Origin of the sequence: Proteiniclasticum sediminis (assembly GCF_018128025.1) — a bacterium.
Taxonomy (GTDB): domain Bacteria; phylum Bacillota; class Clostridia; order Clostridiales; family Clostridiaceae; genus Proteiniclasticum; species Proteiniclasticum sediminis.
On sequence record NZ_JAGSCS010000002.1, the window covers coordinates 179,421 to 202,152 of the forward strand.

At 52.8% G+C, this 22,732-nt stretch carries 21 protein-coding genes; 16 read left to right on the forward strand and 5 right to left on the reverse strand.

Annotated features, from left to right (window positions below):
- The first annotated feature begins 123 nt into the window (after positions 1 to 123).
- The 14 genes from KCG48_RS02425 to KCG48_RS02490 all read left to right on the forward strand — a co-directional run bounded on the left by KCG48_RS02425 (position 124) and on the right by KCG48_RS02490 (position 17,490).
- Positions 124 to 2,307 (forward strand): putative bifunctional diguanylate cyclase/phosphodiesterase, encoded by a 2,184-nt coding sequence (locus KCG48_RS02425; protein ID WP_211799702.1) that lies wholly within the window; start codon positions 124 to 126, stop codon positions 2,305 to 2,307.
- A gap of 23 nt (positions 2,308 to 2,330) precedes the next feature.
- Entirely contained in the window at positions 2,331 to 3,413 is a 1,083-nt protein-coding gene (locus tag KCG48_RS02430) for a type IV pilus twitching motility protein PilT (protein ID WP_230976962.1), read from the forward strand.
- Complete coding sequence (locus KCG48_RS02435) at positions 3,410 to 4,159, forward strand: prepilin peptidase (RefSeq protein WP_211799703.1); 750 nt, start codon at positions 3,410 to 3,412, stop codon at positions 4,157 to 4,159. The genes KCG48_RS02430 and KCG48_RS02435 overlap by 4 nt, the downstream gene beginning before the upstream one ends.
- Before the next feature lie 416 nt (positions 4,160 to 4,575).
- Positions 4,576 to 5,004 carry a type II secretion system protein gene (locus tag KCG48_RS02440; protein WP_230976963.1) on the forward strand — a complete coding sequence of 143 codons (429 nt, stop codon included), beginning with the start codon at positions 4,576 to 4,578 and terminating at the stop codon, positions 5,002 to 5,004.
- Between the two features lie 103 nt (positions 5,005 to 5,107).
- Positions 5,108 to 5,506: a PulJ/GspJ family protein gene (locus KCG48_RS02445; protein ID WP_211799705.1), complete on the forward strand. Its 399-nt coding sequence runs from the start codon at positions 5,108 to 5,110 to the stop codon at positions 5,504 to 5,506.
- A gap of 21 nt (positions 5,507 to 5,527) precedes the next feature.
- Entirely contained in the window at positions 5,528 to 5,950 is a 423-nt protein-coding gene (locus tag KCG48_RS02450) for a hypothetical protein (protein WP_211799706.1), read from the forward strand.
- Positions 5,947 to 6,936: a PulJ/GspJ family protein gene (locus KCG48_RS02455; protein WP_211799707.1), complete on the forward strand. Its 990-nt coding sequence runs from the start codon at positions 5,947 to 5,949 to the stop codon at positions 6,934 to 6,936. Before KCG48_RS02450 ends, KCG48_RS02455 begins: the two co-directional genes overlap by 4 nt.
- 2 nt (positions 6,937 to 6,938) lie before the next feature.
- A complete protein-coding gene (locus tag KCG48_RS02460; RefSeq protein ID WP_211799708.1) occupies positions 6,939 to 8,603 on the forward strand; it encodes a GspE/PulE family protein in 1,665 nt (554 codons plus the stop codon).
- Between the two features lie 12 nt (positions 8,604 to 8,615).
- Positions 8,616 to 9,812: a type II secretion system F family protein gene (locus tag KCG48_RS02465; protein WP_211799709.1), complete on the forward strand. Its 1,197-nt coding sequence runs from the start codon at positions 8,616 to 8,618 to the stop codon at positions 9,810 to 9,812.
- 13 nt (positions 9,813 to 9,825) lie between these two features.
- Positions 9,826 to 11,217, forward strand: coding sequence for a type IV pilus biogenesis protein PilM (locus KCG48_RS02470; RefSeq protein WP_211799710.1), 1,392 nt, complete (start codon positions 9,826 to 9,828; stop codon positions 11,215 to 11,217).
- Positions 11,218 to 11,243: 26 nt separating this feature from the next.
- Positions 11,244 to 11,948 carry a hypothetical protein gene (locus KCG48_RS02475; protein WP_211799711.1) on the forward strand — a complete coding sequence of 235 codons (705 nt, stop codon included), beginning with the start codon at positions 11,244 to 11,246 and terminating at the stop codon, positions 11,946 to 11,948.
- A gap of 130 nt (positions 11,949 to 12,078) precedes the next feature.
- A complete protein-coding gene (locus KCG48_RS02480; RefSeq protein WP_211799712.1) occupies positions 12,079 to 15,144 on the forward strand; it encodes a PAS domain S-box protein in 3,066 nt (1,021 codons plus the stop codon).
- Positions 15,145 to 15,330: 186 nt separating this feature from the next.
- Positions 15,331 to 16,128, forward strand: coding sequence for a tryptophan-rich sensory protein (locus KCG48_RS02485; protein WP_230976964.1), 798 nt, complete (start codon positions 15,331 to 15,333; stop codon positions 16,126 to 16,128).
- 291 nt (positions 16,129 to 16,419) lie between these two features.
- Positions 16,420 to 17,490, forward strand: a complete 1,071-nt coding sequence (locus KCG48_RS02490; RefSeq protein ID WP_211799828.1) for a branched-chain amino acid aminotransferase — start codon at positions 16,420 to 16,422, stop codon at positions 17,488 to 17,490.
- 74 nt (positions 17,491 to 17,564) lie between these two features.
- Here KCG48_RS02490 and KCG48_RS02495 read toward each other — a convergent pair whose 3' ends face one another.
- Complete coding sequence (locus KCG48_RS02495; protein WP_211799713.1) at positions 17,565 to 18,122, reverse strand: hypothetical protein; 558 nt, start codon at positions 18,120 to 18,122, stop codon at positions 17,565 to 17,567.
- Between the two features lie 163 nt (positions 18,123 to 18,285).
- Complete coding sequence (locus KCG48_RS02500) at positions 18,286 to 18,978, reverse strand: hypothetical protein (RefSeq protein ID WP_211799714.1); 693 nt, start codon at positions 18,976 to 18,978, stop codon at positions 18,286 to 18,288.
- 194 nt (positions 18,979 to 19,172) lie between these two features.
- Here KCG48_RS02500 and KCG48_RS02505 point away from each other — a divergent pair, with 194 nt between their 5' ends.
- The gene (locus KCG48_RS02505; RefSeq protein WP_211799715.1) at positions 19,173 to 20,072 is read left to right on the forward strand and encodes an NYN domain-containing protein; all 900 of its coding nucleotides are present in this window, start codon (positions 19,173 to 19,175) and stop codon (positions 20,070 to 20,072) included.
- Positions 20,073 to 20,122: 50 nt separating this feature from the next.
- Here KCG48_RS02505 and KCG48_RS02510 read toward each other — a convergent pair whose 3' ends face one another.
- Genes KCG48_RS02510 through KCG48_RS02520 form a run of 3 tightly spaced genes read right to left on the reverse strand, consistent with a single transcriptional unit; the run spans position 20,123 to position 21,362 of the window.
- Positions 20,123 to 20,650 (reverse strand): chromate transporter, encoded by a 528-nt coding sequence (locus KCG48_RS02510; protein ID WP_211799716.1) that lies wholly within the window; start codon positions 20,648 to 20,650, stop codon positions 20,123 to 20,125.
- Complete coding sequence (locus KCG48_RS02515; protein WP_211799717.1) at positions 20,637 to 21,197, reverse strand: chromate transporter; 561 nt, start codon at positions 21,195 to 21,197, stop codon at positions 20,637 to 20,639. Before KCG48_RS02515 ends, KCG48_RS02510 begins: the two co-directional genes overlap by 14 nt.
- 3 nt (positions 21,198 to 21,200) lie before the next feature.
- The gene (locus KCG48_RS02520; RefSeq protein ID WP_211799718.1) at positions 21,201 to 21,362 is read right to left on the reverse strand and encodes a hypothetical protein; all 162 of its coding nucleotides are present in this window, start codon (positions 21,360 to 21,362) and stop codon (positions 21,201 to 21,203) included.
- A gap of 56 nt (positions 21,363 to 21,418) precedes the next feature.
- Between KCG48_RS02520 and KCG48_RS02525 the strand changes: the two genes are divergently transcribed.
- Entirely contained in the window at positions 21,419 to 22,732 is a 1,314-nt protein-coding gene (locus KCG48_RS02525; RefSeq protein ID WP_211799719.1) for a DUF1576 domain-containing protein, read from the forward strand.

Sequence of the window (22,732 nt, forward strand, 5' to 3'; positions counted from 1 at the left end):
CAGGGAGGCCTTTCTTCCGAAACCATCAGGAAAGGAAAAGACACCATGGAAGCCTACAGGACAAAACGCGATGCCCTACCCGATTTCCGGATCCGGCTTTTCCTCATTACGCTGGGATTTTTTATGGCCAGCGTTTTTTTCGTTCATCAGGCAGAAAAGCTGGTCATTCAACAAGCTGTTCGACAGTACGCCGGGATCGCGCAGCAGTATTCCCATAGCCTTCGAAAATCCGGGGAGGCCCGGGAAGCCCTGGAGTCCCTCCTGAAGGAGCGCATGCACAGTGTGGCCTGGAGCCTAGGAGATACCCCGGAAGCCCTCAGTGCCGGGGAACTGGACGAGACCGCGAAGAATTGGGATATTTACCTCATCGATGTGTTCAGCGATGAGGGTCTTTCGCTGGCGTCCAATAACAGCCGCCGCGTCGGCTGGAACGTGCCTGCAGAACATCCGCTGAAGGCATTTTTGGCAGGGGAAGAAGATCAGCAGCTTCCAAACATCCTTCGGGACGATCTCTCCGGGATGAGAATGCAGGTGGGGTTTTTCCGCTTGCCCCAGGGAAGGGTGATTCAGGTGGGCATCCTGGCGGATACCATGGAGGAGTTCCTTGAAGGTTTTGATCTGCGCCAAATTCTTCAGGAGATGAGGACGGAGGAAGGTTTGGCTGTGGCGGTCTATGCCGCCAGCGATGGAAAAGTCACCAACAGTGCTCCAGTGCTTTTGGAGGGGCGAAATCTTCCGGTGATCAACCGATTTATTGCGGAGGATCCTCTGGCTGTCCAGGGAGGGATCGGGAACAGCTTTGGCACGAAGCTCTTCCAGGTGTTTATTCCCGTTATTGCGGAAGGACAACGTGTGGGGACCTTGGGTGTCGGCTTGTCTGCGGATCCCATCCTCCACAAGGTGACACAAGTCCGTGTAGCGGGGGGCCTGGGGCTCTTTCTTCTCTTCGGGCTGACCCTGTACTTCAGCCAGAGGATCCATCGGCAGCGAAGACACAAGCAGGATCAAATCAGCCGGGATCCGGGAACGGGGCTTTACCATAGTCAGACCCTCCGGAAGGTGCTTCCCCGAAAGCTTCAAGGAAGTAAGGAGAAGCCCAAGGCGCTGCTTCTCCTCACCAGTCCCCAGGTGAAGATGGTGAACATGATCCTGGGGTACGATGCTGGGGAAGCGGTGCTGAGAGATATGGGGCAAAAGCTTGCTTTGCGCCAGAGTGCAACCCTGATTCCTTACCGGTTCACCTCAGACAGCTTTGTACTCTATGCGGAAAATTACGGAGACCGTACGGCGTTGGAAGAAGAAGCCCATTACCTCATCGGCGAACTGTCGCAGCCCTATCGGCTGAAGAACAGTCTGAAATCCCTGGATCTCCATATCGGCATTGCGGAGCAGGGGCCCGAGGAGCAGTCCTTGGAGACCCTTCTTCAGGAGGCAGCCGTGGCGCTGCACAGTCTATCCGGCACCGATTCCTCAGGTTTTGCCTTTTATGGGCGGGAGATGGCCATAAAGCTCCAGCGCATGGCGGATGTGGAGGGAGCCCTTCAAGGGGCTCTTGCGGGAAATCCGGAAATGGACTTTCATCTCGTGTACCAGCCTCTCTATTCCTTGAAGGAAGACCGAATCATGGGCTTTGAAGCCTTGGCTAGGCTTCGTTCACCCATGCTGGGCACCGTTCCACCGGAGGAGTTCATCCAATTAGCCGAGAAAACCCAGCTCATCGTTCCCTTGGGGCTGAAAGTCCTGCGGGAAGCCCTGGCTTTCCTGGGGGGGCTCACCCCGGATGAACGAAAAGGCCTCATTATGGCAGTCAACATTTCGGTGCTTCAGCTCATTCGGGAAGAGTTCCCCCAGCAGGTGGTCACGGCTCTGGCCCAGGCGGGGCTTTCTCCAAACCAGCTGGAGTTGGAGATTACAGAATCGGTCCTCTACGAGAATTATGACCTGGTGAACCGAAATCTCGGTTCCCTTCGAAAACTGGGTATCCGAATTTCCCTGGATGACTTTGGTACAGGCTACTCCTCGCTGCATCGGCTGAAGGAGCTCCAGGTGGACACCTTGAAAATTGACCGTAGTTTCATCGGGGTCATCCATGACGAGTTTGAAACCCGGATCATCACGAAAGACATCATCGCCATGGCGCACCAGCTGGGGCTCACAGTGGTGGCTGAAGGGGTGGAGGAACCCCGGCAGATGGAGTATCTGCGGATGAACCGCTGCGATATCCTCCAAGGGTATCTGTTCAGCGGTCCCTTGAAAGAAAAGGAAGCAAAGGCTCTACTTCAGGCTAACCCCAAGTGTGTGGGATAAATCCTTCCGTGGAAGGAGAAAGGATGAGCAGAATGGAACTTCAGATTATTTTTCAGGAGGCGGTAAAGCGAAGCGCCTCCGATATTCATCTGGCCCCGGCCATGCCACCCTTGGTGCGCATTGATGGACAAATGACGCGACTCACGGAAGAAACATTAACGAGTAACGAACTGCAAGGAATGCTTCGGGCCCTTCTGTCCGCCGAAGAAAGCCAGCTTCTTCAGGAGAGGGGACAGGCGGATTTTGGGTTCGAGGACCAAGGGATCCGCTACCGTGCCAATGTGTACCGTGTGGGAGAAAGCTTAGGTGCCGCTTTTCGTATACTTGGGGAATCCATTCCTCGAGGAAAAGACCTGGGGCTTCCGGAAGCGGTGGAATTGTGGGCTCAGCTGAAACAAGGGCTGGTCCTGGTCACCGGTCCCACAGGCAGCGGAAAAACCACCACCTTGGCAGCAGTGATTCAAGAGATTAATGAAACCCGAAAGGGGCATATTCTGACCTTAGAGGATCCCGTGGAGTACCGGCATGAGTCTTTGCAGTCCCTGGTGACGCAGCGGGAGATTCCCCGGGACAGCAAGGAGTTTTCCGAAGCCTTGCGGGCAGCCCTGAGGCAGGATCCCGATGTGATCCTGGTGGGGGAAATGCGGGATCTGGAAACCATCCAAACGGCCATCACCGCTGCGGAAACGGGGCATCTGGTATTGTCTACCCTGCACACCACGGGGGCAGTTTCCACGGTGGACCGCATGGTGGATGTGTTTCCTCCCCATCAGCAGGAGCAGATCCGCCTTCAGCTTTCCATGGTCCTCGAAGGGATCGTGACCCAGAAGCTTCTTCCCAAACGGGAAGGAAGCGGCCGCATCGCGGCTTTTGAAGTGCTGACGGCAACGCCAGCGGTGCGAAGCCTCATCCGAGACGGGAAGACGCATCAGCTCTACTCCCAGATGCAGATGGGTGCCTCCGCCAAAATGAGGACCATGGATCAGGATCTTCTTCGGCTTTACCGGCTAAATCGGATCGACCGAAAAACCCTGAAGGAGTTTGCGATGGATCCTGAAGGGGTGGAAAAGCAGCTCCTTCAGGGGGAGAAGGAGGGATGGCGATGACGTTTCTTTCGATGATTCTGGGGCTCTGTGTGGGCTCCTTTCTCAATGTTCTGGTGTACCGCCTGCCCCAGGACATGTCGGTGAATTTTCCGGCCAGCCATTGCCCCAACTGTGGACAGCGCCTTAAACCCCATCATCTGGTGCCGGTGTTGAGTTTTCTCTTTCTTCGGGGAAAGTGCGCTTTTTGCGGGGAGAGGATCAGCTGGCGCTATCCGATGGTGGAGCTTCTCAACGGCTTGCTCTACGGGATCATCGCCGTCTATTACGGCACGGGGGCCCTGGGGATTCTCCTCATGCTTTCGGCATCCTGTCTTCTCGCCGTTGCGCTGATGGATCTGGACACCCTGGAGGTTCACACGATCATGCTGACAGCAGGTTATGTGCTGGCGGTTCTCGTTATTATGGTTCGGGGCTATGCAGGAGAGTCTGTTTGGGGCTACATGTACACCGGGTTTCTTGGTATGGGGCTCATCATGCTCATTATCCGGCTTTCCCGGGGTGGTATGGGATCTGGGGACATCCATATTCTGGGGATCATCGGATTTCTCCTGGGGCCGGCTCTCACGGCCTTGTCCTTCTTCCTCACCAGTGTTCTGGGGGGCGTTTATGCCCTGGCGGTATTGAGTCTCGGCAAGCGAAGGGGTTCGGACGCTGTCCCTTTTGGGCCATTTCTCGTGGGGGGATTTCTGCTCAGTCTATGTTTTGGCGGAACCATCCTGGAAATCTACCGCAAGCTGCTGTTTTAGTTCCAAAATTGCTTTCAAAAAAATTATAGCAACGACAAAAATTATTACAAAATTCGACATAAATTGTTTTATTTTATTGATTTTTTAGATTAGTCGAATATATTTCTATAAATAGATTCAAGACGATAAAATGTGAATGATGTATGCACGTTAAAGGAGTAGAAGAATCGCAATATTCCTTGGCTTGCATTGCGTTGTTCATATTTTATTCATGTTAAGTGAACATTAGTCATCTTGATAATCCCGACAAATAATGCTAATATATAATGGTATTTGTTCATAGAGATGTTTCTGCTCTTGTTCATTAATATAGTCAGATTCGAAATTGAGAAGTAATATTGTCATGATTTTACGAATATTGACATTTTAGTGAAGAGTGTAGAGCATGTATGCAAAACATGAAAGGAGTCGAAATTATGATTAAAATCGCTAAAAAACAAAAAGGATTCACCCTGGTTGAACTGCTCATCGTCATCGCCATCATCGCCGTTCTGGCAGCAGTCATTGCTCCTGTTGCTGTAGGTGCTCTGGAGAAGAGTAAGGCTACGGCTGTTGTTGCCAATGTTAAGTCATTCCAGACTGCAGAGCTGACCTATTATGCTACAGAAGCGAAACTTCCTTCAGACACTCAGCTGGAGATGAATATTAAACTCGAGTCAGCGGCTGATAAAACAAATGCATTTAAAGCTAATGGAGTTGAATACAAGTATACCAAAGGGGTCTTGTCTTTTACTGTAGACAATTCAAAGTTGACTGATTTGCTTAAAGAAGCTGGTTTTGTTGATGGAGATGCCGTTACAGCAGGCTATCAGATTGAACTCAACCCCGGAATCCCAAAAAAGTAATAACAGAAAATGTGGCTAAGACCACTTCGAGAGGTAGCACTTAGCGAAGTGGTCTTTTTGTAAATCTGAAAGAAAGAGATCTATGGAAGAAGGAGAGTGAACGATGAAACTGAAAGGATCAAGCCTCATTGAGGTATTGGTGGCCATGGTCATCGTCTCACTTCTGGTGGTGGGGTTTTCTAGTATTGCCTATTCTTCCATAACAACCCGTAACAAGAATGAAAAGTCCCGGGAAGTCCTGCAGCAAACCCAGTCTCTCATGGAGGATACCCTCTACCGTCTAGGTTTGGGGGAAGTTTTACCGCCGGAGACAAAGCAGGAGCTAAAAGGCTATACCTATACGGTCCATGTAGCCCTCGATCAGGATGGCGCTCAAACAAAATCCTTCAAAGATCCAGCCACGGGCAAAGTAGTGGGAAACCTCTACAAGGTGATCGTAATTGCGACGAAAACAGGGATAGAAGTACTGAAGTTAGAGACCCGGTACTATGTCATGAAATAACCGATAAAGGTGGGATGAACCATGAAGATGGAGAAGAAGCAGGGCGGGTACGCCCTATTAGTCGTTCTCCTGGTCATGATGTTCGTCATGGTCACAGGAGTGACCATTTACACCAAAATCAACAGTGACACCCAAACCCGTATCCAGGAGGAGCGCAGCGCAAAGATGCGCTATCTGGCGCAGGCTGGGGTGGAAGAGGGCATCTATCGCCTTCATCAGGCCCTGACAGAAAAAAAAGACTTGCCAGTAGGTCCGCAAACCATTGAAGTCTCAGGGAAGCCAGTCACCTATTCTGTGAAGACAAAGGGTGAACTTTACGTGGTTACCGCAGAAGTTGCTGATGGCAAGGGGACAACCCGGATACAGGCCCAGGTTAGGATTTCCAAGACCGGCACGCAGCAAAAACTCGAAATCCTGGACTACCAAAGGAGTGTTGGACCATGAAGAAACGATGGAAGGGAATAACCCTGGTGGAGGTTCTTCTGGCGGTGTCCATGAGCGCCATTGTGGTGGCTGTAGCCTATACTGTGCTGCAAAGCGCGTTGCAGCAGGTGGGCACGACGACAGCTGATGTGGACCTTCGGGTGGAAAAGCGGATTCTTCAGCAGACTCTCCAGGCGGACCTCCAGTACAGCAGCGTCTTTACCTCTTTGGAGGGAGGAAAAAGCTGGTCACTGAAAAGCGAGAAGGGAACGGAAATTATTTGGGCTTACGATGAGAATAAAGACACCGTCACCCGGAAAGAAGGGATAAACCAACGGGATTTCCTGTCGGGCGAAGTGGAGACTTTTAGCCTTACCCCCGAGACTACGGTATCCTCAAATGGCCAGAAATATACCGTCACGCTTAAAGTTCAAGGAAAATCCGAGAGTTCTACGATTTCCTCTCGAAATCGCACATTGGTAAGAAGTGTTGTGGAAACCTTAGATACCATAACACTCGGAAATGAACTGATCTATTTCGACCTCCTTACTGGGGGGATCAAATTCAATGATAATTTGATTAAAAAATACTATTATTGGGAGAATTCTGCTCTAACCCAGGTAGATCTCAAAGCTGTGAAGTGGATTCGCATTGCAAAGAACGGCAATCAAGATGATATTGATATTTTCTTTTATGATGCTGAGTCGATGAAGGGGAAAACCTTGCCGATTACCAATGGACATTATCCTCCATACTACAAGCGAATTGTTTTCGACCTCAAACCTAAAAAGGAATTAGAAGAAATGCCTTTATATTTTCAACAAAGCGGGGGAAATGAGCCCTTTCTCTATTTTCTCAATATGTCACCAACACAAACCAATCCCTGGACCTTTGCTGTGATCAATGATACTCAAAATGACCTTGTCGTGAAGTTCCAAAATGACAAGACGAAAACCATCAGCAAAAATCAAAACAATTTTATCTATGTCACTGCAGGAGGGAATTAACCATGGCATCAAGAAAACGACTGGGAGAGATCCTGGAATCCGAAGGCCTGCTCAGTGCAGCCCAGACCCAGGAAGCCCTAGAGATTCAGCGAAGAACCGAAGAAAAGCTGGGCGATATTCTCGTGAGTCAGGGCTGGGTGACCTATGAGGAAATCCTGCAGGCGATCAAACGTCAGCTGAATATTCCCCTCGTGGACCTGGATGAGATCCACATCAAGCAGGAAATCATACGCCTCATGCCGGAGAAGCTGGCACGAAAGTACAGCGCGCTTCCGGTTCGTCTGGATAACGGTCAGCTCTTGGTGGCCATGGGGGATCCTTCCAACTACTTTGCCATCGATGATCTGCGTCTGGCCACGGGTTACGTGGTAAAACCAGCCATTGCTGCCCAGGATCAGGTGTCCCGGCATATCGATAAGTACTATGACAAGGAAAAAGCGCAAAAAGCGGCAGAAGTCTTCCAGCGCTCCGTTGTCATGTCCCGGAATCAGCAGGAAAAATTGGAGACCGAGCTCAATCAGGATGCGCCCATCATCCAGTTCATCAACACCGTGCTGGAAAATGCCATTCTCTACAAAGCCTCGGATATTCATATCGAACCCGAGGAAGAGAAGATCCGCGTCCGGTACCGCATCGACGGATACCTGGAGGAGGTCCTCCGCTCCGATATTCAGCTCATGGACCCCGTGGTCAGCATCATTAAGATCATGTGCAACATGAACATCTCGGAAAAGCGCGTTCCCCAGGACGGGCGCTTCCTTTATCGGACCGGAGCCAAGGATGTGGATATGCGCGTATCCATCGTGCCGACCATCAATGGAGAAAAGATCGTTCTTCGACTTCTCAATAAAGACGAAGCCCTCCTGGATCTGGGGAAACTGGGTTTCTCGGATCGGGATGGGGAGATCATCCAGAAGATCATCCGCCGGCCCTACGGCATGGTTCTTCTTTGCGGCCCCACAGGCAGCGGAAAAACCACCACCCTTTATTCCTTCATCAAGGAAGTCAACGATGAGCGAAAAAACATCGTCACCATCGAGGATCCCGTGGAGTACAACCTGGACGGGGTCAATCAGATGCAGGTGAACAATAAGATCGGCTTCACCTTCGCCGAAGGGCTTCGAAGCATTCTTCGCCAGGATCCGGACATCGTGCTGGTGGGCGAGATCCGCGATATGGAAACGGCGGAGATCGCCATCCGGGCAGCGCTTACGGGTCACCTAGTGTTTTCCACGCTCCATACCAACAATGCCGTCTCCACCATCTCCCGACTGAAAGACATGAACATCCAGCCCTTCCTCTTAGCCTCCACCTTGGGAGGGATCATTGCCCAGCGCCTGGTGCGCAAGGTTTGTCCCCACTGCGCCGTGGAGGAGAAGACGAGTCCCGTGGAGCAGAAGATTCTCGGTCTCCCGGAAGCCGTGACGATCAAAAAGGCCACAGGGTGCCCAGCCTGCAACATGAAGGGCTACAAGGGAAGACTGGCTATCTACGAGGTCCTGGTCATGGATGAGGAAATTCAGCGGATGATCGTCGAAGACGAGTCCGATCAGACCATCGAGACCTATGCTCGGCAGCAGGGCATGATCAGCCTCCGGGAATCCTGTGTGGAAAAAGTCCTGTCGGGAGAGACCACTCTGGAAGAGCTTGTTCGAACGATATTGTAAGGTGGGATTACCATGCCAAACTATAAGTACAAGGGCTGGGACGAGAAACAGCAAATCGTACGGGATGTGATTCTGGCCCCCGATGAGGTCACTGCGGCCGAGCGGATCCGCATGAAACGGATCACCCCCGTGACCATCGAAGCGCTGAAATCCAGACCCGAGCGCCTCACTTCTGCGAAGAAGATGAAGAACCAGGAGCTGGTGAGTTTCTGCGGTCATCTGGCGCTTATGCTGAAGGCTGGGGTCAACATTATGCACAGCCTGGAGATTCTCGAGGATCAGGCCACCAATGGCGCCATCCGGAAAATCATTCGCAAAATCCTGGAGAATGTGGGAAAGGGCGAGTCCCTGTCCACGGCCCTGGAAGTGACGGGGGAATTTCCCCAGCTCCTCATCGACATGGTGAAGGTGGGGGAAACCTCCGGAGAGCTGGATGGGGTACTATTCAACATGGAAGAGTACTACCAGAAGGAAATGGTCATGAAGAGTAAAGTGAAAACCGCCTTGGTTTATCCCAAGATCCTGGTTTTTGCCACCTTGGGAACCCTGGTCTTTTTCTTCTTCTTTGTGATTCCCACCTTCCAGGACATGTTTTCCACCATGACCAGCTTGCCTCTGGCCACACGGATTCTCCTGGGCGTTTCCGCCTATGTGAAAAACCACGCCTTAGGTATAGGAGGCGTCCTGGCTGCCCTGGTGCTCCTTTACGTTCTCCTTCGGCAGCAGGAAGAATTTCTCCTCCTGGAAGATCGGATCCTCTTAAAGATTCCCATGGTGGGTCGATTAAAGAAGCAGGTGATCATCGGGCGCATGGCACGAAGTCTGGGGGTTTTTCTCCACAGCGGCGTCCCGGTCCTGGGGGCCCTGGAGGCCACCAAGAATATCCTGAACAGCCGCTCCATGGAAAAGGGGTTTGAGAAGGCCACTAAGAGCATCATGAACGGTAAATCCCTCACGGAAGCCTTCGAAGAGGAGAGACTCTTTGAACCCATGGTTTACGGACTCATGCGCGTGGGGGAGGAGACTGGAGCCCTTGATGAGATGCTGAAAAAGCTGGCCCAGATCTACGACCGGGAAGTGGACTTTGGCCTAGGCAAGCTGGTGGCGCGGCTGGAACCCACCCTGATCCTCCTCATCGGAGGTATCGTGGGCTTCATCATCATCGCCATCGCCGTACCCATTTTGTCCATGTCGCAGACCATCGGATAGTGAGGAGAAGAGTATGAAAGAACTGATCATCCATTTTTCCCCCCAGGCAACCAATGCCTATGTCATGGCGCGACGGGGCAAATCTTTAGCTGTGGTGGAAGTTCTCCGCGTCGGGGAAGAATCAGCCTTCCGGCAGCTTCTCCAGCGGCATCGGCTGAAGAAAGGCCGGGCTGTTATTGAAGACCTGTCCACCGTCGTCAAGGGAATACAGATTCCGGATTTGCATGAAGATGAGGTGGAAAGCTTCGTCAAAAATAACATCAACGAGTATTTTGTGCTGGATCCCCAGGAGTATCTGGTGGATTACCGGGTGACCACTCGATCCCGAAAAACTAAGGATATGCATTTGCTCCTCAGTGCGGAGAAGAAGACGAAGATTCAGGAAATCCGGAGTTTCTTTGAACACTATAGGATCGGAATTGAACAGATTACCGTGATGCCGGATATTCTCCAGCGGGCCCTGTGCTGTTTTCCCGCCAAGAGTGTGGCTCTTCTCCGAGTCATCGGAAATACCGCCAGGATCCATATTCAGCGGGATCAGAATCTCTTTCTCCACACGGCCTTTGAGTTCGAGATGAAGGATGGCGCCATCAGCGAAAGTACCCTGGAAAATATCAGCTACTATTTGAGTTTTTATTCCCGCCAGTATTTCGGAGAGGTCATCGAAGCTCTGGTGCTCCAGGTGGAGAAGCGTTATGAGCTTCCCCTGAAGGAAGCGCTCCAACGCATTCATGAAAACCCGGTCATCGTGCTGCCCCCCGTGGAAACCAAGGGATTGGGCATCCTCCTCCTGCCGGAAGAAACCTGGCTCCATGGGATGAAGCGAGATGGGGAAAAGGAACTGAATTTCGGGCTTTCCCGGGGCGACCAGCTGAAAAACCGGCGCCAGGGAACCTTACGGCGCATGGCGCTCAGTTATACCCTCTTTACCCTGGTTCTGGTGCTTCTCTTTGGGTTCTGGCGCGGTTACTTGGGATCGCTTTATTCTGTCACAGCACCAGGTGCCGCAGGAGAAAAGCTGAGTCAGGTGGAAAGCGAGCTTTCCGAGCTCAAGAAAGAGGAATCTCTTCTGCTGGGCCAGGCCGAGATCCTCACCAAGATACAAGGGGAGAGCCTCCCGGTGGTGGAAGATCTGGAAGCGCTGAAGAAAGCCCTTCCCCAGGGGGTATTCCTGGAATCTGCATCCTTTACGCCGGAAGGCATACAGGCCCAGTTTCAGCTTTCGCCCACAGGTACCCGCACCCTGGATGCCCTGAGGCTCATTGCAGCCATTAACGAAACCCAGCAGTTCCTGCCCATTGGCGTGGATACGCTTTACCTTAACGAACAGCAGGAAAGCCTTCAGCTTCTGCTTCAAAAAGCCGGTGCTGCCCCTGAAGGGCTTTCGCCGGAGACCCCCAACTAAGAAAGACGAAAGGGAGGAAATGGATCGTGACGACAAGAATCAGCAAAACCACCCAGTGGAAACTCCTCATCACCTTTTTCTTTCTTCTCCTCAACGGGGTCCTGATCTTCACCCTGTCCCAGGGCGTATTGGCAGAGACCCGGGCCCTGTCCGATCAGCAGGATCGGGAGCTCCAGGAAGCTCAGCTTCTCCTCATTAAAGAGAAGGAGCTGGAAACGGGGAAACTCAGTTTGGTGAAACTAAAGGAAGACGTGAAAGACTTTGAGCAGCGGGTACCCCTTGAGCTGGATACCCCGCAGCTGGCCCTGGATGTTTACCAGTTTACCCTGGACCATGGGCTGACCCCGGAAGTGATTTCCTTTGGCGATGTCCTGGCTATCCCTACAGGGGATGACCCCAAGGATTCATCAAAGGAAAATTCGGAGAAGCTCTTTGCCCTGGATGTGGAATATCGCTTAAGGGGATCAGCGGAAAAGGCGGAAGCCTTTCTCCAGGATCTTTCCCAGATGACCCCTGTCCAGCTGGCCCTGAAAGGCGTAGAGATGAACCAGGCGGAGAATGGGGAACTGGAGCTTCGACTCACCCTTCGGCACTACAGCCTGAGCCCAGAGATACGCCATCGCACCTATGAGAGCTACAGCTTTGGCGACGCTTTAAGCCGTCGGGAAACCCTTCAGGATTTGTTCAGTGCCTTCACCCCAGGATCGACCCTGACTTTACCCCAGCCCTAGGGGGAAAATCCGATTTATTGTGGTAACCTTAAGTCCTATCCCCTATAATGGGGAATAAATCCTTGAACAGGAAAAGAATCCGGACAAACATCCCCCAGGGGGATGGAATGAAATGCAAGGGAGAGTCGCCATGGAAGCAAGAAAAAATCGAACGACAGATACTTTTCGGGGGACGAATCCGGTGCTCGCCAAGATCATCGCCCAATCGGTGGATCTTGAAGGAAAATTTCATCATGTCAACGGAACCTGGGCCGATGCCTTTGGCTATACGACCACGGATCTTTCCCATCTCACGGTGTTTGATGTGCTGGATCCCTTATCCCGCTCAGCTTATGAAGAAGTCCTCCAGGATCTCCTCCATGGAGGAGAAGGCGGACTGGTGGAACTGCAGTACGTGACCAGGGATCGGCAGCGCTTTGTCGCCGAGGTGAACATCACCCCACTGTTCAATGGGGAAGGGGTTCTCATGGGCACCTGCGAACTGCTGGCCATGACCCTCTACATCGACGGCGAACTGCAGCGCGGATCCACCAAGGAAGTTCCGGAGTATCCAGCCCGGGTTTTTGAAGCGCAAAGCGCCTATCAGGGCTCCATGCTCCAGGCCCTGGAGGATCCCCACAGCCCCATGAATATGTTTTTGGACTCCATCCATGATCTGGTGTTCTACAAGGATCTGGAAGGGGTTTATCGGGGCTGCAACAAGCATTTTGCCCAGCTTTTGAAACTGCCCAAGGAAAAAATTCTTGGTCGGACGGACTATGAGCTCTATCCGAAAGAGGTGGCGGACTTCTTTGTCACCCGGGACCGGATGATCCAGGAGGATCTTCTTCCCCGGCGCAATGAGGAATGGGTCACCCAGGAAGACGGCACAAGAAGCTATATCGAAACCATGAAAACACCCTACCGGGGACCCGATGGGGAGCTTCTCGGGTATCTGGGCATCAGCCGGGATATTACGGAACGCAAAATCGCGGAAGAAAAACTGGTGGACAACGAGAAATGGCTGAACATCTATTTCAGCCAATCCCTCAACGCCAAATATTTCATGATGCTGGATGAGCCCCAGGTCTGGGATGATGCCGTGGACAAGGAAGCGCTTCTGGAGAGGATTTTCCAGAACATGCGCATGACCCGGGTGAACCAGGCCATGCTGAATCAGTACGGCATGACGGAGGAAATGATGCTCCGCTCCACCCCGCTGGATGTTTTTAAGGGAAATCCCCATAAAAGCCGGGAAATCTGGCGAGAGCTCCTGGATCAGGGCCATGCCCATGCCATCACCAAGGAGCTGAAGGCCAGCGGCGAGGAAATCTTTGTGGATGCAGACTACATGTGCCTTTATGATGAAGAAGGCCGCATCATCGGCGCCTTCGGCACCCAGCGGGATATTACCCGGGAGACGGTGACGGAAGCCAAGATGAGGGAACGGGAAAAGTATCTTCGAACCATCATTGAGACCACCCAGGATGGCTTCTTCGTCGTGGATGGAGATCGAAACATTATCGACGTCAATGAATCTTACTGCCGAATGTCCGGTTACTCCAAGGAGGAGCTCCTGGGCATGCGGTTCAGCGATCTGGACGGCCAGTGGCCGGCGAAGGAACTGCGGATGAAGATCATGGACATCATCGTCAAGGGTTCCGAGATTTTTGAGTCCCGCCATGTACGCAAGGACGGTACCCTTTTGGATGTGGAGATTTCCGCCACCTGGCTGGGGGACAAGGAACATACTTTAGTCTGCTTCTGCCGGGACATCACGGAGCGAAAGCAGCTGGAAAGCTACTTCCTCATCGAGAAGGAACAGTTTAAAAATACCCTCCATGCAGCGGCGGATGGCCTCATCTCCACGGACCGGGAGGGGAAGATCATCATCATGAATCAGATTGCCGAGGAGCTCACGGGAGTGTCCTACGAAGACGCCCTGAACAAGCCCCTGGAGGACGTGCTTCCCGTGGTGGACGAGACCACAGGCCAGCGTATGGCCAGTCCTGCCCTGGCGGCCATGGCCTCCGGAAAAACCCTGGAATTTAGCAAAAATCACCGTCTCCTGGTCAAGGGGGGAGAGCCCATCTATATCGAATGCAGTGTGGCACCCATCAAGGGAACCCAGGAGGAGATCACCGGCGCTGTGGTGGTCTTCAAGGATGTGACCCAGCGGCGGGAAGAGATGCGAAACATCGAGTTCCTCAGTTTCCATGACCCCCTGACGGGACTCTACAACCGGCGCTACATGGAGGAGACCTTTGAAAGGCTTCGTGAGGAGAAGAGTCTTCCCCTGACGGTGATGGTCATTGACGTCAACGGGCTGAAGCTCACCAATGATGCCTTCGGGCATTCCAAGGGCGACAGTCTCCTGAAGAATGTGGCCCGGATCTGCAAGGAAGTGTCCCGCACCGACGACATTATCTGCCGCACCGGCGGGGATGAGTTTGTCCTGATCCTGCCCAACACGGACCGGGCCCAGGCCAAGGCCTTGAAGGACCGAATCGTCACCAAGGCCGGCAAGACCGAGTATGACATCATGTTTATCTCCTTGGCCATCGGGTTCTCCGTCATGACCAGTCTGGAGCAGAATATTCAGGAGATCTATGAGGAAGCGGACACCAGCATGTACAAGAACAAGGTGAAGTACGGCAAGATCATGCGACGCCGTACCATCGACCTGCTTCTGAAGAAGCTTAACGCCAAGTATGACGAATCTGAAAGCCATAACCGGATTGTGGCGGAGTATGCGGAAGGGTTAGCCCGAGCACGGAATCTGAGCAAGAAAGATGTGGAGGATATCATGACGGCAGCCCTTATGCACGATATCGGCAAAGTCATGATCCCCTCGGAAATCCTCATGAAAGCCGACAGGCTGACTCCTGGGGAGATGAAGGAGATTCGGAAGCACCCGGAAACGGGATACCAGATCCTGAAGGGAGTGGATGATTTCTCGGCTCTTTCGGAGCTCATTCTCTGCCATCACGAGCGCTGGGACGGCAAGGGTTATCCCCGGGGTCTCAAGGGCACAGAGATTCCTCTGGGTGCCCGGATCATTGCCGTGGCCGATGCCTTTGAAACCATGACGGGAGACCGCTCCTACCGGATGAAGAAAACCGTGGATGAAGCGGTGGAGGAGCTTCAGCGCATGCGGGGCACTCAGTTTGATCCGGATATGGTGGATCTCTTCATCGCCAAAGTGCTGAAGCGCTAAGGAAAGCGTCTAAAACCCCAAATCCATGAACCTGCAGGAGTCTTTTCGAAAGGAAAGACTCCTTTCTTTCGCGAAGGATTGACGGAATATTCACGGAATTCCTGGGTGAGCCTCTGGTCAGGGGAGGGTTCTTTAGCTATACTGAGAATAGAATATCGATGAAATACAGTGGAAAAGAGGCGATCAATGATGAAAAACGGCGAAAAGAAAGGATTTATTCCAGTTCTAGTCCTCATCACGTATCTGATCATGGTGGTCATGAATGCCTTGGCGAATCTGGTGCCCTTGAATGGCATCACCACGGGGGAGGTATCGGATTCTTATCCCAATCTCTTTGCTCCGGCAGGGATAACCTTTGCCATCTGGGGTCTGATCTATATTCTGCTGGGGCTTTACACCCTCTATCAGTGGGGGTTTTTCCAGGGAAGCCGAGAGAGGCGCACGGACCGGCTTTTGGGCAAAGTAGGCGTCCTCTTTGCCTTGACGTCCCTGACCAATGCCCTGTGGATCATCGCCTGGCACTATCGGTGGATCCCCATTTCCCTGGGACTCATGCTTTTTCTTCTGGTTCTTCTCATCGCCATTAACCTCATTCTGGTGAAAGCCGTCCTCACGGGTCGGGAAGCGGTGTTTATCCGGCTGCCGTTCCAGGTCTACTTTGGCTGGATCACCGTGGCCACCATTGCCAATGTGACGGTGTTTCTGGTGGATTACGGCCTGCCCCGAACTTCAGTGTCGGAGTCCCTTTGGACCATCGTCGTGATTCTGGTGGGGGCCCTCATCGGGATTCTCACCATGCTGCGCATTCGCAGCAAGGCTTACGGCATCGTTCTCATCTGGGCTTACATGGGGATCCAGATCAAGCACACCTCCCCCACGGGGTTTGATCAGGGGTATCCATCCGTCATCATGGCCACCCTCATCAGCATTGTGCTGTTTACCCTGACGGAGGTTTATCTCTTCTTTTCCAAGAAAAAGGATTAAGTATAAGAAACAGAAATACTGCGGAGGATCCAACGCATTGTAGCGATCCTCCGCTTTTTTTTATTCCTTTTTTGGGGATATGGCAATTTTGCAAAATGACAGGTTTTCATTGAAGAAGGTGCCAAGGGTTTTTCATGGATCCTTGGCAATGCCTTAAAAATATTACGATTTTTGAAGAATCGGAGTCGTTTACACTGACTTTAGCCCCTTGCCCTTGTCTTTCTATCCCCTTTGGATTACGGTATAATGAAATCAGCAAACAGTTTTCAGAAAAAGGGGTGTTGATTTTTGATACAGGACATCAGGATTGAACGGACGACCCAGCCACGGCAGAAGCCGGATATGGCGACGGTGCGATTTGGACGGAGCTTTTCCGACCACATGTTCCTCATGAACTATGACAGCAAAAACGGCTGGCATGACGCGCGGATTGTGCCCTACGGACCCATTCCCATGGAAATGGCCTCCATGGTGTTCCATTACGCACAGGAGATATTTGAGGGGCTGAAGGCCTATCGGACGGCTGCCGGAAAGATTCAGCTTTTCCGTCCCGAGGAGAATATCCGCCGCATGGCCCAGTCGGCTGACCGCATGGGGATGCCCGCCGTGGATGAGGATATGTTCCTGGAAGCCCTGAAGACCCTGATCCGAGTGGATGAATCCTGGGTCCCGGAGATGAAGGAAACCTCTCTCTACATCCGACCCTTCATGATTGCCACGGATGTGGCCTTGGGTGTCCACGCCTCGGACAGCTATCTCTTCTGCATCATCACCTGCCCCGTGGGCAGCTATTACCCGGAAGGCATCAATCCCGTGAAGATCCTCATCGAAAGCGAGGATGTCCGGGCGGTGCGGGGCGGCACCGGTTACGCCAAATGCGGCGGAAACTATGGCGCTTCCATCCGGGCTGGGGTCAAGGCCACCCGTCAGGGCTTTTCCCAGGTCCTTTGGCTGGATGGGGTAGAACGCAAGTACATCGAAGAAGTGGGAGCCATGAACATCATGTTCAAGATTGAAGGGAAGATCCATACCCCGGCCCTCAACGGCTCGGTCCTTCCGGGAGTCACCCGAAAATCCAGCATCGAACTTCTCCGGGCCTGGGGCTACGAAGTGGTAGAGCGGCAGATCAGCGTGGAGGAAATCCTGGAAGCTGCACGGGATGGAAAACTGGAGGAAGTCTGGGGTACAGGCACCGCGGCAGTGATTACTCCCGTGGGATCCATGACTTACAAGGACGAAACCCTCGTGATCGGTGGAGGAAAAATTGGAGAGGTCACCCGGAGACTCTATGACGGTCTCACGGGAATTCAATGGGGAACCGTGGAAGATCTGTTCCACTGGACCGTTCCGGTAAGCAAATAAAAGAGCAAGAAAAATGCCTGCGGAGTGAAATCCGCAGGCGTTGCTTTATAACCTAATAATTGCTGATGAGGATTTTACATGGCCTGATCCTTGCAGGAGGACTGGCCATAGGTGGCGGCATAGCCTTCATAGAGATGCTCCAGATTGTCCAGAGCGTAGAGATCGTCGGTGCCGATGAGTTCCGGCTCCTTGAGAAAGTCGTAGATCTCGCTGTTCATGAGAAGCTCGGAGACGAATTGGGAGCAGAAGTAGTGGTAGGGACGTTTGATGGGAATGCCCACCTTGACGCCGATGAGCCCGAGGAGATTATACCGGTACTTCTCTTTTTCCTTCTGAAAGCGCTCCACTTCCGCCTGAAGGGCTGTATACTGGGAAGGGGTGACCTTGATCCTGTAGATGCTGCATTTGGCATCGGAGAACTTCTTAAAGACTCCGCCTTTCAGGTTTTCCTCCACGAAGCCCCCGGAAAAGGGGTTATCGGGATTGGTTCGTCCGAAGGAGTACATCCGGGACAGGGAGCGGTCAAAGCTTAGCGAAGCATGGACATACTCCATTTCGCTGAAGGTGCCGATGACCCGGGAAAGCCATGTGCCAGTGCGGGTGAAGACGAGATAAATTTCCTTTTGTTTCATTGCTGTTCTTGCCTTTCGTTGTCCTGGAATCCATTGGGAAAGGTATCCTTGAGGAAACCTTTGAGTATCTTACAAATATTCCCTTATTATAGCCTGATTTCGGGGAAAATGGAATGACTTCCCGCGAAAGAATCCAGGAAATGAACGGAGCGAGGAAGTCCCATCATGGAGAAAAACCGTTCAAAGTTTTCTGGAGATGGGGAAGAAAGGCAGACCAGCCAAAAAGATAGACAATCCAAGTGAGGAGGAGTCCGGTCTCATAGACACCCTGGGGAACGGGAACATAGAGACCCAAGCCCACCAGAAGATCGCAAAGAAGCATGGCGAAGGTGGCGGAGAAGGCGCTCTGGAGGAACGGTCTTCTCGGGGTCTCTTCCTTCCAGAGGGTATAGGCCGAGATGTTCAGCACAAGAAGAGCCCCCAGGGTACAGAAGGCCAGGGGGAGGCCAGGGGACGGGGAAAAGCCCAGGAGGAGAAGAGCAGCGCAAGGGAGCAGGATGGAGACGCTCCGTGGGAAACTTTTCCTCAAGCTCTTGACTTGGATCAGCGTCCAGGTGAGAAGCAGATACGAAAGAAGAAAAGAAAGCTCGCCGCCCAAAGGAAAGCCCGGACGCTGGAGGGCCAGGGGCAGGTAAAGAAAGCCATCGCCCAGGGCAGCCAGGAGATACGCAGCGGCCCCGATGAAGGGCATCCTCCCCTGAAGGGCGAAGAAGGTGGCCCATATCCCCAGGGAGAGGATAAGAAAGAACCGGATCCCCCAAAGAAAGCTTTGGTCGGGAAAGAGAAGGTCCAGAAGACCCAGGCCCAGAGCCAGACCCACATACCAAAAAATGAAATTTTGCTGCCGTTTGATCATGGGACACCGCCTTTTCCGCTGGATTTGCCCTCATTGTACGAAGAAACCGTGAAGAATATCTGAACAAAGGAGGGGAAAGGAAAAGAAAGGTTCATTTTCCCGCGGATTTCATGCTATGATAACAGGAGAAGCCTCCGCTGAGGCTGTGGGCCAAGGAAGCGGAGATGCCCCCTAAATGGGGATGGAGGAAGAAGATGATCGAGGAAAAACGGTTTGCGGTACTCATCGATGCCGATAATGTTTCCGCAAAGTATATCAAGTATATTCTGGATGAAGTGTCCAATTATGGGGTGTCCACCTATAAGCGAATTTATGGAGACTGGACATCTCCCGGCACCGCCTCCTGGAAAGAGATCCTTTTGGAGAACTCTGTGACGCCCGTGCAGCAGTACAGCTACACCGTGGGCAAGAATGCCACAGACTCCGCCATGATCATTGATGCCATGGATATCCTATATTCGGGCAATGTCGAAGGGTTCTGCATCGTGTCCAGCGACAGTGACTTCACCAAGCTCTCCTCCCGGCTGCGGGAATCGGGGATGCTGGTGGTGGGCATGGGGGAAAAGAAAACCCCAAAGCCCTTCATTGCCGCCTGTAACCAGTTTAAGTACCTGGATGTGCTGCTGGCCACGGATGTGAAGAGCCAGGGGCTGAGCCAGGAAAGCAAAGTGAAAACCGAGCAGCCTAGTTCCGCCGAGACCAAGAAGGATCCCGCAGCTGCGGTGAACGGCATCGGAAAGAAACCGGTAAAAGTTGAAAAACCCGAGGAAACCAAGACCATGACGGATCTGGAGGTCATCAAGGCCACGGTGCTGAAGATGATGAACGAAGTGGATTCCCAGAGCATGAACATGGGGGAGATCGGCAATCGACTGGTGAAGCGCTATCCGGATTTCGACGTGCGCAACTACGGCGACACGAAGCTGTCCAAGTTCCTGAAGAAGTTTGACTTCCTCGACTTCAATGTCAAGGGGAAGGACGGCACCTCCATGTGGGTTTCCCTCAAGGGAGAAGGCAAGGAGCCCGCACCGGTGCATCAGCAGCCGGTCCAGACCCGCAAGAAGAGGAGCTACCGCTTCAAAACCAAGAAATAGCAAAAGGATACCCTCCCGTTCAAAAGAACAGGAGGGTATTTTTGGGTAAGCTATGCGAGAATCAGGCCCAGCACGGCGGCGATCAGGATAAGTTTGGGAACACTGAGCTTGAACTTAAAGAGGAGAAAGGCGATGATCGCTCCCACTACAAGGCTGGGAAACTGAACCATACCTTCGGTGAAATAGTTCGCCTGGGATAGGGTCACCACGGTGGCCGCCACCAGCCCAAGACTCACCGGCCGGATGCCGTAGAGCACCGATTGCATGAGGGGGCTGTCTTTAAACCGCTTGAGAAACATGGCGGCTAAAAGGGTGGTGGTGAGGGCGGGAACCAGGACCCCGAAGGTTGCCACCAGAGCGCCAGGGATTCCCGCCACGCGCATGCCGGCGAAGGTGGCGCTGTTTACCCCTAAAGGTCCCGGCGTCATTTCCGCAATGGCCACAATGTCCGAAACCTCAGCGGAGGTCATCCACCCGTGACGGAGCATCTCGGAGTTGATGATGGGGATCATGGACAGCCCGCCAAAGCTGGTGAATCCGATGAGGAGGAAGGTCAGAAAGAGATCAAGATAAACCATGATTCACCCCCATGAGGAGAAGACCAGCCATGGCGCCGAGAAGAACAATGAACACATTGTTGACGCCCAGGACTAAAGAGAGAAGTACAGCGGATGAGGCGATGAGGATCCCCGCCTTATCCCGGATGGCACTCTTTCGGAGCTTCAGCGCCGCGGAGAGGATGATGGGAACCACGGAGGCCCGGATGCCCACCAGTACCTTGGCCACATAGGGGTTCTCCCGGAACTGGGTGTAGAAGAGGGTGACGACGCTAAGGATCAGAAATGAAGGGAGGGTGATGCCCAGCACGCTGAGCACAGCGCCCAGGACACCGCCCATGTGGTAGCCGAAGATGGAGCAGATGTTGGCGATCATGATGCCTGGAAGGGAGCGACCCACGGAGGTCATGTCCAGGAGTTCCTCGCTGGTAATCCACTGGCGTTTTTCCACAAATTCCTTCTGCATTTCCGCCAGGATGCTCCACCCTCCGCCGAAGGTGAAGAAACCGATTTTGAAGAAGAAGAAGAAGATGGTAATGGCTTTGTTTTGTTTGGATGGATCCGTCATGGTTCACCTGTCCTTGGCCTTTCCCCGCAAGGAAAAGCTGTTTTCTCTAAATACTGCCTTTTCATTATAAGCCCTCATTTTGGCCTTTGCCAAGGCGCGGGCGGGTTCCGGCGAAAAAAGCAGAGAAAACACAAAGAAAAGAAGAGGGAAAACTGTGGTCTCCATTGGGATTCCCGTGCTATAATCTCACAATAAGAAATTTGAGAGGATGAATGATGGCCATGCCTACAGCAAAGCAACCTTTTCTGCGACTGACCAAATACACTGCGGAGGAAATCCTCACCTTTCTCCTCTTTTTCACCAGTGGATATCTCTTTCTTGCCGCTCTCTTTTTAGCCTCCCCAGGGGAACTCTGGCGTGGTTTCACCAAAATCCTCGTCTCCCCGGCGGGACTGGTTACGGATTACTTTGAACTGGTGGGCATCGGCTCCGCCATGCTCAATGCTTCGGTGATCACCCTCCTGACCCTTCTTCTCATCAGAGGGGTCAAGGCCAAGCTCAGCGGGGTCATGGTGGCGGCGGTGTTCACCATGGCCGGATTTGCCTTCTTTGGGAAGAATCTCTATAACTCCACTCCGATCATCTTGGGAACGCTGATCTATGCCAAGAGCGTGAAGCAGCCTTTTCGGAATCATCTGGTTGCCGCGCTTTTCGGCACCTCCCTGGGCCCTTTAGTCAGCGAGATATCCTTCAGCATGGGTCTTCCCCTGGGAAGAGGGGTTTTCCTGGGCTGCCTCATGGGCTTAACCATCGGGTATATCATTCCCGTAGCTGCTGTCCGCTCCATGGCTTTTCACAAGGGATTCAATCTCTACAACATCGGATTCACCGCAGGAGCGGTGGGCACCATGGTGGTTTCCGTCATGCGGGGCTTTGGCGTGACCTTTGAACCCCAGGCTATTATTGCTGCGGGAAACAATCTTTCCATGGAAAGCTATCTCTTTGTCTTCTTTGGACTCCTCTTGGGTCTGGGGATTCTCCTCAACGGCGGAACCCTTGATGGTTATGGTCGAGTGCTCAAGGAGAGCGGGAAAGCGGGAACTGATTTTCTCGATTTGGCGGGACTGGGACTCACCCTGGTGAACATGGCCTTCCTCGGTGCCCTCATGACGGCCTATATTCTCTTTGTGGGGGGAGAACTCAATGGTCCGGCCTTTGGCGCCATCTTCACCGTTCTGGGGTTTGGAGCCTATGGAAAGCATGTGGCCAACGTCCTGCCGATCACGTTGGGGGTCTTCTTCATGGCTCGCATCGGTCATTATGATGTGACCACCACGGCCGTCATCTTCGCCGCCACCTTTGGAACCGCCCTAGCCCCCATCGCGGGCACCTTTGGTCCCCTGGCGGGGTTCCTAGCCGGTATGGTCCATCTGAACCTGGTGGCCAATGTGGGGTATCTCCATGGGGGGATGAACCTCTACAATAACGGCTTTTCCGCAGGGATGGTGGCAGCCTTCCTCGTACCGGCCTTGGAATCCTTGCACCTTTCGCGTAAAAAGGGGTTGAACCGAGATACTTTGGTGCCGCCCCGGTAG